Source organism: Pinisolibacter aquiterrae, assembly GCF_019160155.1.
Classification (GTDB): Bacteria; Pseudomonadota; Alphaproteobacteria; order Rhizobiales; family Ancalomicrobiaceae; genus Pinisolibacter; species Pinisolibacter aquiterrae.
In genome coordinates, this window is sequence record NZ_JAFNIH010000027.1 from 106,065 (window position 1) to 119,369 (window position 13,305).

14 protein-coding genes are annotated in these 13,305 nt (G+C 68.9%); 11 read left to right on the plus strand and 3 right to left on the minus strand.

Annotated features, from left to right (window positions below; translation table 11 throughout):
* Window position 1: 1 nt before the first annotated feature.
* Window positions 2–799: a phosphatase PAP2 family protein gene (locus J3S89_RS11410; RefSeq protein WP_217927671.1), complete on the minus strand. Its 798-nt coding sequence runs from the start codon at window positions 797–799 to the stop codon at window positions 2–4.
* Between the two features lie 109 nt (window positions 800–908).
* Here J3S89_RS11410 and J3S89_RS11415 point away from each other — a divergent pair, with 109 nt between their 5' ends.
* Window positions 909–1,568, plus strand: coding sequence for a LysE family translocator (locus J3S89_RS11415; protein ID WP_230488883.1), 660 nt, complete (start codon window positions 909–911; stop codon window positions 1,566–1,568).
* Here J3S89_RS11415 and J3S89_RS11420 read toward each other — a convergent pair whose 3' ends face one another.
* Window positions 1,569–2,201, minus strand: coding sequence for a septation protein A (locus tag J3S89_RS11420; protein WP_217927672.1), 633 nt, complete (start codon window positions 2,199–2,201; stop codon window positions 1,569–1,571). It lies immediately after the preceding gene.
* 155 nt (window positions 2,202–2,356) lie between these two features.
* On the opposite strand from J3S89_RS11420, the gene J3S89_RS11425 reads away from it, so the two are divergent.
* Both J3S89_RS11425 and J3S89_RS11430 read left to right on the plus strand, forming a co-directional pair.
* A complete protein-coding gene (locus J3S89_RS11425) occupies window positions 2,357–3,229 on the plus strand; it encodes a hypothetical protein (protein ID WP_217927673.1) in 873 nt (290 codons plus the stop codon).
* The gene (locus J3S89_RS11430) at window positions 3,226–3,615 is read left to right on the plus strand and encodes a winged helix-turn-helix domain-containing protein (RefSeq protein ID WP_217927674.1); all 390 of its coding nucleotides are present in this window, start codon (window positions 3,226–3,228) and stop codon (window positions 3,613–3,615) included. The genes J3S89_RS11425 and J3S89_RS11430 overlap by 4 nt, the downstream gene beginning before the upstream one ends.
* Here J3S89_RS11430 and J3S89_RS11435 read toward each other — a convergent pair.
* The gene (locus J3S89_RS11435; RefSeq protein WP_217927675.1) at window positions 3,578–4,027 is read right to left on the minus strand and encodes a TOBE domain-containing protein; all 450 of its coding nucleotides are present in this window, start codon (window positions 4,025–4,027) and stop codon (window positions 3,578–3,580) included. The two genes, J3S89_RS11430 and J3S89_RS11435, sit on opposite strands and share 38 nt — an antisense overlap.
* A gap of 324 nt (window positions 4,028–4,351) precedes the next feature.
* Between J3S89_RS11435 and J3S89_RS11440 the strand changes: the two genes are divergently transcribed.
* The 8 genes from J3S89_RS11440 (at window position 4,352) to J3S89_RS11475 (ending at window position 13,213) form a co-directional block, all read left to right on the plus strand.
* The gene (locus J3S89_RS11440; protein ID WP_217927676.1) at window positions 4,352–5,665 is read left to right on the plus strand and encodes a S1C family serine protease; all 1,314 of its coding nucleotides are present in this window, start codon (window positions 4,352–4,354) and stop codon (window positions 5,663–5,665) included.
* Window positions 5,666–5,696: 31 nt separating this feature from the next.
* Window positions 5,697–6,719 carry an NADH-quinone oxidoreductase subunit B family protein gene (locus tag J3S89_RS11445; RefSeq protein ID WP_217927677.1) on the plus strand — a complete coding sequence of 341 codons (1,023 nt, stop codon included), beginning with the start codon at window positions 5,697–5,699 and terminating at the stop codon, window positions 6,717–6,719.
* The gene (locus J3S89_RS11450; RefSeq protein WP_217927678.1) at window positions 6,716–8,167 is read left to right on the plus strand and encodes a nickel-dependent hydrogenase large subunit; all 1,452 of its coding nucleotides are present in this window, start codon (window positions 6,716–6,718) and stop codon (window positions 8,165–8,167) included. The genes J3S89_RS11445 and J3S89_RS11450 overlap by 4 nt, the downstream gene beginning before the upstream one ends.
* Before the next feature lie 290 nt (window positions 8,168–8,457).
* On the plus strand, window positions 8,458–9,543 hold the full coding sequence (locus J3S89_RS11455) for a hydrogenase small subunit (protein WP_217927679.1): 1,086 nt from the start codon (window positions 8,458–8,460) through the stop codon (window positions 9,541–9,543).
* A gap of 47 nt (window positions 9,544–9,590) precedes the next feature.
* Window positions 9,591–11,381 carry a nickel-dependent hydrogenase large subunit gene (locus tag J3S89_RS11460; protein ID WP_217927680.1) on the plus strand — a complete coding sequence of 597 codons (1,791 nt, stop codon included), beginning with the start codon at window positions 9,591–9,593 and terminating at the stop codon, window positions 11,379–11,381.
* Between the two features lie 179 nt (window positions 11,382–11,560).
* Window positions 11,561–12,292 (plus strand): Ni/Fe-hydrogenase, b-type cytochrome subunit, encoded by a 732-nt coding sequence (gene cybH / locus J3S89_RS11465; RefSeq protein ID WP_217927681.1) that lies wholly within the window; start codon window positions 11,561–11,563, stop codon window positions 12,290–12,292.
* Between the two features lie 4 nt (window positions 12,293–12,296).
* Complete coding sequence (locus tag J3S89_RS11470) at window positions 12,297–12,869, plus strand: HyaD/HybD family hydrogenase maturation endopeptidase (RefSeq protein ID WP_217927682.1); 573 nt, start codon at window positions 12,297–12,299, stop codon at window positions 12,867–12,869.
* Window positions 12,870–12,913: 44 nt separating this feature from the next.
* Window positions 12,914–13,213: a HypC/HybG/HupF family hydrogenase formation chaperone gene (locus J3S89_RS11475; protein WP_217927683.1), complete on the plus strand. Its 300-nt coding sequence runs from the start codon at window positions 12,914–12,916 to the stop codon at window positions 13,211–13,213.
* Window positions 13,214–13,305 lie beyond the last annotated feature (92 nt).

The window sequence follows — 13,305 nt, forward strand, 5'->3', positions numbered from 1 at the left end:
TTCAGACGCGCGGCCGGAACGGGGCGAGGATCAGGTCGCCGACACGGGCGAGGCCGGTCTCGATCGCGGTGAAGGCACTGTCGGGGCAGCGCACCAGGATGAGATCGCGCAAGCCGATCACCACCACCAGCATCATCGCCCAGGCGATCACCACGTCGGAGAGGAAGTGCGAGCCGAAGGCCATGCGGTTGGCCGAGATCGCGACCATCCAGGCGACGACGACGGCGAGGGTCGGCCGGCGCCAGCTCTCCGGCGCCACGAAGACCAGCGCCAGCAGCCAGGCCGCGCCGGAGGCCTCGCCGGAGGGGAACGAGCAGTTGGTCGGGCACTGGCCGCCGGGGATCCAGGCGGGCATGAAGGTCCACGAGCCGCCGAAGAGCGTGGTCTCCGACGGGCGCGGACGGCTCCAGACCTCCTTGAAGAAGGCGTTGACCAGAAGCCCCGGGCCGATCGCCAGCGTGGTGGCGAGGAAGACCAGTTCGCGGGTCGGGATCAGGCGGGCGAGCAGCGGCGCGACGATCTTGGCGAGGAGGGCGAGGACGATCAGGATCGTCGCCCATCGCGTGACCCCCATGCCGGCCTGCCGCAGGGTCTGGAGAAAGAGGACGTTCTCGGCCGGGAACTCGGTGTCGACGGCGACGCCGGGGGCGTGGAAGAGGCCGGCGACGGCGATGTCGAGGCCGGGGACGACGAGGGCGATGCCCGACACCAGCGCGAGGAGGCCGAAGGCGGCGGCGATCGGATGGGCGGCCACGATCCAGGCGAGAAGGGTCTCGGCGGTCTCAGGGCGGCGCGTCATGCGATCTCCGGGGGCGGGGGACGTTGGGAGGGGACGGGGTCTTTCCTCTAGCCGGTTCTCCGGCCGCGTGCAAAAGTCGGACGATCAGGTCCGCGTGAGGGAAGCGACGATGATCGACGGAGACTGGGTGGCGGCGCTGCCGACGGCGGCGACGGTCGCGGCCTATGCGGCGGCGGTGTTGCTCCTGGTGTTCACGCCGGGGCCGGACATGGCGCTGTTCCTCGGGCGGACGCTCACCGACGGACGGGCGGCGGGGCTCGCCGCGCTCGCCGGCACCACGGCCGGGCTCTATGTCCACACCGCGCTCGCCGCCTTCGGCCTGTCGGCGCTGCTCGCGGCATCGGGCACCGCCTTCGCGATGCTCAAATGGGTCGGCGCCGCCTATCTCGTCTGGCTCGCGGTCGCGACGCTGCGGCACGGGTCGGCGTTCGAGCCGAGGGCGGGAACCGGCGAGCCGGTCTCGCTCGGCCGGGCCTTCGCGACCGGGCTCGGGGTCAACATCCTCAATCCGAAGATCGTGCTGTTCTTCGTGACCTTCCTGCCGCAGTTCGTCGATCCGGCCGATCCGCACGCCGCCTTTCGCATCGGCGTGCTCGGCGGGCTCTACGGGATCATCGGGGCGCCGTTCTGCGTGCTCCTGATCCTCGGCGCGGAGCGGGTCTCGGGCGCCTTCGCGCGGTCGCGGCGGCTCCGGCGGACGCTCGACGTGGCGACGGCGAGCCTCTTCGGCGCCTTCGCGGCGCGGCTGGTCCTGTCGCGATCGTCGTGATCAGGCGGCGCTGCCGTCGCCGCTCTCCTCGGACTTTTCGACCGAGTGGGCCTGGATCAGCGGGACCTGCGACAGGGCGAAGAGGAAGGTCAGCGGCATGATGCCGAAGACCTTGAACGACACCCAGGTGTCGGTCGAGAAATTGCGCCAGACCACCTCGTTGAGGGCGGCGAGGACGAAGAAGAAGATACCCCAACGGAAGGTGAGCTTGCGCCAGCCGTCCGCGTCGAGGTCGAACACCGCCTCGAAGACGAGGCCGAGCAACGACTTGCCGAAGAGGAGGCCGCCGAGCAGGACGGCGCCGAACAGGACGTTGACGATGGTCGGCTTCAGCTTGATGAAGAGCTCGTCCTGAAGCCAGAGCGTCAGCGAGCCGAACACCATCACGACGACGCCGGAGACGAGCGGCATGATCGGCAGCCGCCGCACCGCGATCCAGGAGACGGTCAGCGCGACCACCGTCGCCACCATGAAGGCGGCGGTGGCGGGATAGAGGCCGTAGGTCTTGCCGGTCAGGGCGTTGACCACGAAGAAGACGGCGAGCGGCCCCAGTTCGAGCGCCGCCTTGCGCCATCCGTGCAGGTCGGGGCGCCGGTCGGTCGCGGGCGAGGTGGGGGCTTCGGTCTCGGTCATCGGCGGTCTTTCCGATCGTGCGGTCGCGGACGGCCCGGCGGCGAGGCCGCCGAAAGGCCGGGAGGCAGTGCCCATAACACATGGGGAGCGTCTTCGTCGCCTGCGAGGGGGCGGGATCGGCTATCGTCGTCTTCTCCGATTCGCATGAGGGCGCCATGCTCGCGGAAATCCTCGCTTGGGTGACGACGCCGGCCACGCTCGACGCGCGGCGCACCGGCCATCTGACGGCGGCGGTGTCGCTGTGGTCGCGCGGCATGCGGTGCCGCCGCGCCTGGGGGCCGCACGAGGCGCGCTGCCATGGGGTGGTGGCGCGGGCGGTCGAGGGGCTCGAGCGACGGCGGACCTGTCTCGTCCTCGGCTCCGGACTGGTGCGCGACGTGCCGCTCGCCCTTCTCGCCGAACGGTTCGAACGGGTGGTGTTGATCGACGTGGTGCATCTGTGGCCGGCGCGCTGGGCCGGGCGCGGCCGGGCCAACGTCGAGCGGCGTCATCTCGATCTCACCGGCACCACCGATCTCCTGCTCGGCCGGGCGACCGGCATCGGCGATCCCTTCACCCGGCTCTGCGCCGATCCGTCCGTCGATCTGGTGATCTCGGCCAATTGCCTCAGCCAATTGGCGCTGCTGCCGGTGGAGCGGACGGCGCGGATGTCGTCGCCGGTGCGGCGGCGCTTCGCCGATCTCGGGCGGCGGATCGTCGAGAGCCATCTCGCCGGGCTCGCGCGGTTCTCCGCGCGCGTCTGCCTCCTGACCGATTCCGAGGGGATCGACGTCGACGCGTCGGGGGTGGAGATCGAGCGGCGCGATCTGCTCGAGGGCGTGCGCCTGCCGCCGGCCGACGAGGATTGGGACTGGGATCTCGCGCCGATCGGCGAATACGCCGCCGATCATGCCATCCGGCACCGCGCCCACGGCTGGGTCGACTTTCACGCGGCGATGGCGCGCGACCCCGGCGGCCGCGCACGCCGGCGTCGCGGCGCCGACGAGGGCATGCTAGGGTCGAGGCCGTTCCGAGAGGAGGGTCCATGACGCGGGCGACACGCGGGCACGTCACCATCGGCATCGATCTGCCCAACGGCGCGCGCCTCGACGCGGAGGACGTCGCGCTGATCGAGATCCTGCGCTCGTGCCGCTCGATCCTCGGGGCGAGCCGGCTCGCCGGCCATTCCTATCGCAAGACCTGGCTGATGGTTGACGCGCTCAACCGCGCCTTCGAGACGCGGGTGATCGAGACCTTCCCCGGCCGCAAGGGCGGCGGCGCCGAGGTGACCGCCTTCGGGGAGCGGGTGGTCGCGCTCTATCGTTCGGTCGAGCGGCGCGCGGAACGGGCGGCGGAGGCGGCGCTCGACGAATTGGCGGCGGCGAGCGATCCCGATTTCAGCGACGCGGCCAAGGCCGAGGCTCGGGAGGCGTGAGCGGTCCGTCCTCGCCGTCGCCGGCCGGGCGCGGCGGGGCGAGCGCCACCGACTTCACCATCGCCCAGGCGGCGAGGCCCGGCTCGAGGGCGAGGCGATCGACCGATTCCCAGGTGACCAGCGCGTCGAGACTGTGGCCGCCGAGGTCGAAGGCGACCCGGGCATAGGGCGCGGCGAGGCGCTCGACCGCGACGATGGTGCCGGGAAAGCGATTGGTGATCGAGACGTCCATCGGCCGCGACAGGGCGACGGCGACGTCGCGGGCGTCGATCTCGAGAGCGAGGAGCGCGCCGATCTCGGCCTCGACATGGGGCACGCGAAATTCGCCGGCCCCGAACCACAGGCTGGTCAGGCCGATCGCGGGATCCTGGCGGGTGACGCGGGCGAGGAGGCGGGAGGAGAGAGCCGTCATCTCGACATGATATGACCAATCACGGGAAATTCCGACTCGTCGGAATTTCCCGTGGTCACGGCCCGACCGGCCGACGCCCGTTCGGGCTCGCCTTCGCCCACGCAGTTTCGAACAGGTCGAAACTGCGTGGGCTCGGTCTCGGGCGGGTGTGGCGCTTATGCCGACGCCGGGACGGCGCGCGACATGACCGTCCGTGTAACTTGATCGTGGCGCGTCGCCCGCGTAGCCTTCCGCCGTCGGGTCGATCGCGGGTTCGGTCCGGGCACGCGGGGGCGACGCCACGTGCCGAACCGGGGAACGGGAGAGGTCGCCAGGATGACGACGATGGGTCTTTTCGAGGGTGGAGCGCTCGGCGCGTCGCTGCGGGCGCTGGTTCTGGGGGGCGCCGGGATGATCGTCGGCGCGACCGGATCGGCTCTGGCCGGCACGCCCTATACGGTCGACCGCGAGGTCGACACCGTGCGCGGCTGGTCGATCGCCGCCAATGCCACGCGCAAGGGCTGTTTCTTCGCCGCCACCTTCCAGTCGGGGACCACGATCGAACTCGGCTTCGACATGCGGCAGGACAATGCCTTCATGCTCTTCGCCAACGAGACCTGGGACAAGGTCGAGGAGGGCTCGACCTACAAGCTCAAGTTGATCTTCGACGACCGCAAGAGCTGGAACGGCAAGGCGGTCGGCGTCCGCGTCGGCAAGCTCTACGGCCTGGCGCTCGAGGGCATCAAATCCGAATTCGTCGTCGACTTCGCCCGTTATTCGACGATCCAGGTCGACTACAACGGCAAGCGGCTCGACGGCTTCAATCTGGCGGGAACCCGGGCGGCGGTGCAGGCGGCGATCTCCTGCACCCAGGACGTCCAGGCCGGCCGCATCGCCGTCTCCGGCGACGACGAGGAGGAGACGCCGCGCCGGCCCCCCGCGACGCCGGCCCCCCGCGAGGAGGCCAAGGAGGAGAAGCCGGAGAAGGCCGAGAAGCCGGCTGCGGCGGAGCCCAAGAAGACCGGATCGGTCTCGACCGGCACCGGCTTCTTCGTCAACGAAGCCGGCAATCTCGTCACCAATGCCCATGTGGTCGAGGACTGCGACGAGGCTCAGGTCAAGCTGCCGGACGGGCGCACCGCCAAGGCGGCGATCCTGGCGCGGTCGAGCCAGAACGATCTGGCCGTGCTCAAGGCCGATCTGAAGCCGACCGCCTTCGCCCATTTCCGCTCCGGCGCCCAGATTCGGCTCGGCGATCCGATCGTGCTGTTCGGCTATCCGCTGGCGGGCGAGCTCACCATCACCGGCAATCTCTCCACCGGCCTCGTCTCGGCGATGGCCGGGCCCGGCGAGGACGTGACGCGGATGCAGATCTCGGCGCCGGTGCAGTCGGGCAATTCCGGCGGCGCGGTGGTCGATCAGAGCGGCCACGTCGTCGGCGTGGTGGTGGCCAAGGCCAACACCCGGGCGCGCGGCGACGGCAACACCGAGGTGCTGCAGAACGTCAACTTCGCGATCAAGTCGGGTGTGGCGGGCTATTTCCTCGACGCCAATCAGATCTCCTACACCCAGGAACCGGCCGACGCCGACAAGGCGACCGCGGACGTGGCGGCGATGGCCAAGGACTTCACCGCCCTGGTGATCTGCCGCAGCCGTTGAGGCGGGCGGGTCCCGCCTCGGAGAACGCGAAATGCCGGACGAGCGCTTTTCGGTTCTGTGGCTTCAGGCGGGCAGTTGCGGCGGCTGTACCATGGCGGTGCTGGAACACGGCGCGCGCGGGATCTTCGCCGAGCTCGAGACCTTCGGCATCGAACTGATCTGGCACCCCTCGCTCTCCGAGGAGACGGGGGAGGAGGCGCGCGACATCCTCGCCGCAGTCGAGCGTGGCGATCGCCGGCTCGACGCGCTGGTGATCGAGGGCTCGATCCTGATGGGGCCGGGCGGGACCGGGCGCTGCCAGATCCTGGCGGGGACCGGGCGCACCATGGTCGACTGGGTGACGAGCCTCTCGGCGCGGGCGGGCGTCGTCGTGGCGGTCGGCAGTTGCGCCGCCTATGGCGGCATTCCGCGCGCCGACCCGGATCCGGCCGAGGCGACCGGCCTTCAATTCGACGGGGCCGATCGCGGCGGGGCGCTGGGGGCGGGTTTCCGCTCGACGACCGGGTTGCCGGTGGTGGCGGTCGCCGGATGCGCGCCGCATCCCGGCTGGATCGTCGAGACGCTGGTGGCGCTGGCGCGCGGCGATCTCGGCGCGAGCGATCTCGACGGCGCGGGACGGCCGAAGTTCTTCGCCGATCACCTCGCTCATCACGGCTGTTCGCGCAACGAGTTCTACGAATTCAAGGCGAGCGCCGAGCGGGCGTCGGATCGCGGCTGTCTGATGGAACATCTCGGCTGCAAGGCGACGCAGGCGGTCGGCGACTGCAATCAACGGGTCTGGAACGGTTCGGGCTCCTGCACCGACGGCGGCTATGCCTGTATCGGCTGTACCTCGCCAGACTTCGAGACGGCGCGCGGGTTCCTCGCGACGCCGAAGATCGCGGGGATCCCGGTCGGCCTGCCGCTCGACATGCCGAAGGCGTGGTTCATGGCGCTGGCGGCCCTGTCGAAATCGGCGACGCCGCGGCGGGTGCGGCTCAACGCGATCGCCGATCACGTCGTGGTGCCGCCGGGCCGGGCCAAGCGCGGCGGCGGCGAGGGAGGCGAGACGTGAGCCGGGTCGTGGTCGGGCCGTTCAATCGGGTGGAGGGCGATCTCGAAGTCCATCTCGACGTCGAGGAGGGGATCGTCGTCGCGGCGGAGGTGGCGGTGCCGCTCTATCGCGGCTTCGAGCAGATCCTGGTGGGACGGCCGTTCGAGGACGCGCTCGTGCTGGCGCCGCGCATCTGCGGCATCTGCTCGGTGTCGCAGTCGCTGGCGGTGGCGCGGGCGATCTCGGCCTTCTCCGGCGTGGTGCCGACCGACAACGGCCATCGCGCCACGGCGCTGGCGCATGCGGCGGAGAACGTCGCCGATCATCTCACCCATTTCTATCTGTTCTTCATGCCGGATTTCGCGCGGGCGTCCTACGCCGGCGAAGCGTGGCACGCGGCGATCGCGGATCGTTTCGCGGCGGTGAAGGGGCGGGCGGCGCGCGACGTTCTGCCGGCGCGGGCGCGGTTGCTCGAGACGATGGGCCTCATCGCCGGCAAGTGGCCGCACAGTCTGGCGTTTCGCGCGGGCGGCACGACGCGGGCGCTCGATCTCGGCGAGATCATGCGGCTCAGGGCCATTCTCGCCGACGTGCGGGCCTTCGCCGAGGAGGTTCTGTTCGGCCGGCGGCTCGAGGCGATCGTGGCCTTGGAGACGCTCGGCGATCTCGACGCGGTCGCAGCCGGTCCCGGCGATTTCGCCGCCTTCCTGCGGCTTTCGGCGGCGCTCGGCCTCCACGAACTCGGGCGCGGGCCGGGGCTGGTGATGAGTTTCGGCGCCTATCCCGGCGTCGGGCCGGGGGGCGGCGACGTCTTCGCGCGCGGGACGCTCGACACCGGCACGGGCGCGCGGGCGCCGCTGGCGATCGATCGGATCGTCGAGGATCCCGCGCGTTCCTGGCTCGCGGGCGAGGCGGGGCCGCCGGCGCGGGCGACGAGCGAGCCGGACATCGAGCGCGAGGGCGCCTATTCCTGGGCCAAGGCGCCGCGCTACGGCGGTCGCACGGTCGAGGTCGGAGCGCTGGCGCGTCAACTGGTCGACGGGTCGGCACTGGCGTCGGCGCTGGTGGCGCCGTCGGGGGCGACCCATGTCGCCGGGCGCGTGGTGATGCGGCTGGTCGAGACGGCGCGGGTGCTCCTGGCGATGGAGGGATGGGTCGACGCGCTCGAGCGCGGCGCCCCCTTCTGCGCCGAGGGGGCGATGCCGACCGACGGCTCCGGCGTCGGCCTCGTGGAGGCGGCGCGCGGCAGCCTCGGCCATTGGATGACCGTGCGCGGCGGGCGGATCACCCGCTATCAGATCATCGCGCCGACCACCTGGAACTTCTCACCCCGCGACGCCGCCGGCCGGCCGGGGCCGCTCGAGGGCGCCTTGGAGGGGATCGCGGTCGGTGCGGAGGGCGCGCGCTCGGTCGCGGTGCAGCACGTGGTGCGGTCGTTCGATCCCTGCATGGTGTGCACGGCGCATTGAGAGGCGCACGGTGGTCGCGACGTGGCGCGGTCGACTGCAAAGACACTTTTCGTCGGCGGATGGTCTCTTGACGGCCCGGCGACGGCGGTGCCGGCCGGGGTGGTGGTCGGATCTCGCTCGGTACTTTTCAATCTTTTGAAATCAGATGGCTTTTCGGAATTTCTCCGATCTCTCCGACGCTCTGGCCCGCTCCTTGCTGACCCCCTCCCATCACGACGAAGAACCGTCGCGATCGCCGTTCGTCCGGTGGACGGCGGTGCAAAGCGACGGACGTGGAGGGGAGACGCGCGATGAGTGCGGGTATGGAAACGTTCTACGAGGTGATCCGGCGTCAAGGGATCACGCGGCGCAGTTTCACCAAGTTCTGTTCGCTCACCGCCGCGAGCCTGGGGCTCGGTGCCGGCGCGGCGACGGAGATGGCCCAGGCCCTGGAGACCAAGCCGCGTATTCCGGTGATCTGGATGCACGGGCTCGAGTGCACCTGTTGCTCGGAGAGCTTCATCCGCTCGGCGCACCCGCTGGTGAAGGACGTCGTCCTCTCCATGATCTCGCTCGACTACGACGACACGATCATGGCGGCGGCCGGCCATCAGGCCGACGCGATCCTTCAGGAGACACGGCAGAAGTACAAGGGCCAGTACATCCTCGCGGTCGAGGGCAATCCGCCCTTGAACGAGGACGGCATGTTCTGCATCGACGGCGGCCGGCCTTTCGTCGAGAAGCTGAAGGAGATGGCCGAGGACGCCATGGCGATCATCGCCTGGGGCGCCTGCGCCTCGTGGGGCTGCGTCCAGGCGGCCAAGCCCAATCCGACCCAGGCGACGCCGATCGACAAGGTCATCAAGAACAAGCCGATCATCAAGGTGCCGGGCTGCCCGCCGATCGCCGAAGTGATGACCGGCGTCGTCACCTTCGTGACGACCTTCGGGCGGCTGCCCGACCTCGACCGCCAGGGGCGGCCGAAGATGTTCTATTCGCAGCGCATCCACGACAAGTGCTATCGCCGGCCGCATTTCGACGCCGGTCAGTTCGTCGAGGAGTGGGACGACGAGGGCGCCCGCAAGGGCTACTGCCTCTACAAGATGGGCTGCAAGGGCCCGACCACCTACAACGCCTGTTCGACCGTTCGCTGGAACGGCGGCGTCTCCTTCCCGATCCAGTCGGGCCACGGCTGCATCGGCTGTTCGGAAGACAATTTCTGGGACAAGGGCTCGTTCTACGACCGGCTCACCGGCATCAACCAGTTCGGCATCGAGGCCAACGCCGACAAGGTCGGTGGCACGGTCGCCGGCGTGGTGGCGGCCGGCGTGGCGGCGCACGCGGCGGTGACCGCGATCAAGCGCGTCGCCTCCAAGAAGCCCGAGCAGGTCGGTTGATCCGGCCGTCCCCAACAAACGTCATTCGATAGAGAGGACGCGCCGTCATGGGCCTCCAGACACCGAACGGTTTCAATCTCGACAATTCCGGCAAGCGCATCGTCGTCGATCCGGTGACCCGCATCGAGGGTCACATGCGCGTCGAGGTGAACGTCGACGAGAACAACGTCATCCGCAACGCCGTCTCCACCGGAACCATGTGGCGCGGCATCGAAGTGATCCTGCGCGGCCGCGATCCGCGCGACGCCTGGGCCTTCACCGAGCGTATCTGCGGTGTGTGCACCGGCACCCACGCGCTCACCTCGGTCCGCGCGGTGGAGAACGCGCTCGACATCAAGATCCCGGAAAACGCCAATTCGATCCGCAACATCATGCAGCTCTGCCTGCAGGTGCACGATCACGTGGTGCATTTCTATCATCTCCACGCCCTCGACTGGGTCGACGTCGTCTCCGCGCTCTCCGCCGATCCCAAGGCGACCTCGCAGCTCGCCCAGTCGATCTCGTCGTGGCCGCTGTCGTCGCCCGGTTACTTCAAGGACCTGCAGACGCGGCTGAAGAAGTTCGTCGAGAGCGGACAGCTCGGGCCGTTCAAGAACGGCTATTGGGGTCATGCCGCCTACAAGCTGCCGCCGGAAGCCAACCTGATGGCGGTGGCGCATTATCTGGAGGCGCTCGACTTCCAGAAGGAGATGGTGAAGATCCACACCATCTACGGCGGCAAGAACCCCCATCCGAACTGGCTGGTCGGCGGCGTTCCCTGCGCGATCAACGTCGACGGCGTCGGCGCGGTCGGGGCGATCAACATGGAGCGCCTCAACCTGATCTCGTCGATCATCGATCGGACGATCGAGTTCTGCGAGATGGTCTATCTGCCGGACGTCGCGGCGATCGGCTCGTTCTACAAGGATTGGCTCTACGGCGGCGGCCTCTCCGGCAAGTCGGTGATGGCCTATGGCGACGTTCCCGAACACGCCAACGACTATTCGCCGGCCTCGCTCAAGATGCCGCACGGCGTCATCCTGAACGGGAACCTCAAGGAGATCTATCCGGTCGACCACAAGGACCCGAACCAGATCCAGGAGTTCGTGACCCATTCCTGGTACAAGTATCCGGACGAGACCAAAGGTCTGCACCCATGGGACGGCATCACCGAGCCCAACTACGTGCTCGGTCCGAAGTCGAAGGGCACGCGCACCAACATCGAGGCGCTCGACGAGGAGGCGAAATACTCCTGGATCAAGTCGCCGCGTTGGAAGGGCAACGCCGTCGAGGTGGGGCCGCTCGCCCGCTACATCGTCGGCTACGCGCAGAACAAGGCCGAGTTCAAGGATCCGACCGAGAAGTTCCTCAAGGATCTCGGCGTGCCGGTGACGGCGCTGTTCTCCACGCTCGGCCGCACGGCGGCGCGCGCGCTGGAAGCGGTCTGGGCGGCGCGGGAGATGCGCTACTTCCAGGACAAGCTGATGACGTCGATCAAGAACGGCGACAGCGCGACCGCCAACACCGAGAAGTGGAAGCCGGAGACCTGGCCGAAGGAGGTCAAGGGCGTCGGCTTCACCGAGGCGCCGCGCGGCGCGCTCGCCCACTGGATCAAGATCAAGGACGGCAAGATCGACAATTATCAGGCGGTCGTGCCGACCACCTGGAACGGCTCCCCGCGCGACCGACAAGGCAACATCGGCGCCTTCGAGGCCTCGCTGATGGACACGCCCATGGCCGATCCCAACCAGCCGTTGGAGATCTTGCGCACGCTCCACTCGTTCGACCCCTGCCTCGCCTGCTCGACGCACGTGATGGCGGAGGACGGGCAGGAGATGGCCAAGGTCACCGTGCGCTGACCGACGAAGCGGGACGGCGCTCGGCGCCGTGCACTTCTCGACGAAGGGGGACGGCGCTCGGCGCCGTGCACTTTTCGATGAAGGGGGACGGCGCTCGGCGCCGTCCCGGGTCGACCATCGAAGACGATCCGATCGATCGCGCCGAGGCGCCGGTCGAGGGGGATCGCGGGGAGGATCTCATGACGACGCAGATCGCCGACGTCCAAGGCGCCTACGACGCCAGCGGCGCCGAAAAGGCGCGCACGCTCCAGACCATCTACGTCTACGAGGCGCCGGTGCGCCTGTGGCACTGGGTCAACGCGCTCGCCATCACGGTGCTGTGCGTGACCGGCTATTTCATCGGCTCGCCGCTGCCCTCGGTGCCGGGCGAGGCTTCGGCCAACTTCCTGATGGGCTACATCCGCTTCGCGCATTTCGCGGCGGGGCAGGTGTTGATCGTGTTCTTCCTGCTCCGGGTCTACTGGGCCTTCGTCGGCAACGCCTATGCCCGGCAGCTCTTCTATCTGCCGGTCTGGAACAAGACCTGGCTCTGGGGCGTGTTCTACGAGTTGCGCTGGTATCTCTTCATGGTCAAGGACCCGAAGAAATACATAGGCCACAACCCGTTGGCGCATGTGGCGATGTTCACCTTCATGCTGTTCCTGCTGTTCATGATGGCGAGCGGCATGGCGCTCTATTCGGAAGGCGCCGGCCGCGACAGCTGGCAATATGCGCTGTTCGGCTGGATGTTCTCGATCTTCCCGAACAGCCAGGACATCCACACCTGGCATCACCTGGGCATGTGGGCGATCGTCACCTTCGTCATCGTCCACGTCTACGCGGCGGTGCGCGAAGACATTCTCTCGCGGCAGTCGATGATCTCGTCGATGGTCTCGGGCGAGCGTCTCTTCCGCGACGATCTGAAGGATTGAGCCGATGGTGAGCGACACCCCGCGCGTGCTGGTGCTCGGCATCGGCAACATCCTGTGGGCGGACGAGGGCTTCGGCGTGCGGGCGGTGGAGGAATTCCACCGCCGCTTCCGGGTGCCGGAGACCGTCACCGTCCTCGACGGCGGCACCCAGGGGCTCTATCTCGTCAACTTCCTCCAGGAGCACGATCGTCTCCTGGTGTTCGACGCGATCGACTACGGGCTCGCGCCGGGCACGCTGAAGATCGTGCGCGACGAGGAGGTGCCGAAGTTCACCGGCGCCAAGAAGATGAGCCTGCATCAGACCGGCTTCCAGGAGGTGCTCTCGGCCGCCGATCTCCTCGCCGCCTATCCCGAGGCGCTGGCGCTGGTCGGCTGTCAGCCGCTCGATCTCGAGGATTGGGGTGGGCCGCTGACCGACCCCGTCCGGGCGGCGCTCGACGCGGCGCTCGACCACGCGGTGGACATTCTCGCCGGGTGGGGTATCACGGTCATGGCGCGCGAGCACCCGATCGCCGACGAGGACCGCCTCCTCGCCGACGACATCGACTTCGTCTCCTACGAGCGGCGGATCGCCTGAGCGGTCCCGCCCTCGGTTCCTCGACGGCGGCAGGGAGCCCGATCATGTGCCTCGGTATTCCGATGATCGTCGTCGAGGGTGACGACTTCACCGCGCAGTGCACGCGCGGCGACGAGACCCGCCGGGTCTCGATGATGCTGGTCGGGGCGCAGCCGGCCGGCACCAAGGTGCTGGTCCACATCGATTCGGCGGTGCGCGTCCTCGACGACGCCGAGGCCGAGCTGATCGAGAACGCGCTCCAGGGCGTCGCGGCGGCGATGGCGGGCGAGAGCTTCGATCATCTCTTCGCCGATCTGGTCGACCGCGAGCCGCAGCTCCCCGAGTTCCTGCGCGACGAGGCCTGATCCTCGATCTCCCGTTCTGTCGGACATGTGCGGCCCGTTCGGCCTCGGCCGGGCGGGTTCGCGTTCGCGCGACGCGCGGTCTCTGTGCCGTG

Bases quoted from the DNA above. Each gene is read 5' to 3' on its own strand.
- J3S89_RS11410 (WP_217927671.1), bottom strand. From the start codon at position 799: ATGACGCGCCGCCCTGAGACCGCCGAGACCCTTCTCGCCTGGATCGTG.
- J3S89_RS11415 (WP_230488883.1), top strand. From the start codon at position 909: ATGATCGACGGAGACTGGGTGGCGGCGCTGCCGACGGCGGCGACGGTC.
- J3S89_RS11420 (WP_217927672.1), bottom strand. From the start codon at position 2,201: ATGACCGAGACCGAAGCCCCCACCTCGCCCGCGACCGACCGGCGCCCC.
- J3S89_RS11425 (WP_217927673.1), top strand. From the start codon at position 2,357: ATGCTCGCGGAAATCCTCGCTTGGGTGACGACGCCGGCCACGCTCGAC.
- J3S89_RS11430 (WP_217927674.1), top strand. From the start codon at position 3,226: ATGACGCGGGCGACACGCGGGCACGTCACCATCGGCATCGATCTGCCC.
- J3S89_RS11435 (WP_217927675.1), bottom strand. From the start codon at position 4,027: ATGACGGCTCTCTCCTCCCGCCTCCTCGCCCGCGTCACCCGCCAGGAT.
- J3S89_RS11440 (WP_217927676.1), top strand. From the start codon at position 4,352: ATGGGTCTTTTCGAGGGTGGAGCGCTCGGCGCGTCGCTGCGGGCGCTG.
- J3S89_RS11445 (WP_217927677.1), top strand. From the start codon at position 5,697: ATGCCGGACGAGCGCTTTTCGGTTCTGTGGCTTCAGGCGGGCAGTTGC.
- J3S89_RS11455 (WP_217927679.1), top strand. From the start codon at position 8,458: ATGAGTGCGGGTATGGAAACGTTCTACGAGGTGATCCGGCGTCAAGGG.
- J3S89_RS11460 (WP_217927680.1), top strand. From the start codon at position 9,591: ATGGGCCTCCAGACACCGAACGGTTTCAATCTCGACAATTCCGGCAAG.
- cybH (WP_217927681.1), top strand. From the start codon at position 11,561: ATGACGACGCAGATCGCCGACGTCCAAGGCGCCTACGACGCCAGCGGC.
- J3S89_RS11470 (WP_217927682.1), top strand. From the start codon at position 12,297: ATGGTGAGCGACACCCCGCGCGTGCTGGTGCTCGGCATCGGCAACATC.
- J3S89_RS11475 (WP_217927683.1), top strand. From the start codon at position 12,914: ATGTGCCTCGGTATTCCGATGATCGTCGTCGAGGGTGACGACTTCACC.